Raw genomic sequence first — 316 nt, 5'->3', positions numbered from 1 at the left:
CGATTGACTCTGTCCCTAAGCTCCTTCCAAACTGCGATTGGGGCTGTGGAAACTTCCAAATGGCCAACGGCGGCGATGCCGTCGTATTGCTTAACCGGGACAAAGAGCTTGTCGATGCCGTTGTTTTTAAAAATGCCCTTTGTATGGGCCTCTCTTCTCATCCTGGTGTTTTTGCCAAAGGGCACTCCCTTGAACGGGTCAGCGCCATTGACACGAAAAACCCTGCTGTTGATTTTGTGGAACAGCCACATCCAACTCCAGGAAAACTACTTTTCGGCCCTAATGGCGATCCGACACTTGTTCCAAGACCTACTAT

Annotated in this window: 1 pseudogene; it reads left to right on the top strand. The window is 50.0% G+C overall.

Annotation, left to right across the window (positions count from 1 at the left end):
- Positions 1-59: 59 nt before the first annotated feature.
- A pseudogene (locus CHH91_RS18200) lies at positions 60-316 on the top strand (glycerophosphodiester phosphodiesterase family protein); the annotation flags it as partial.

The organism is Virgibacillus sp. 7505 (assembly GCF_002272135.1).
GTDB lineage: Bacteria > Bacillota > Bacilli > Bacillales > Amphibacillaceae > Terribacillus.
Note: the sequence above shows the minus strand (reverse complement) of the source record. Positions and strands in the feature narration are given on the sequence as shown.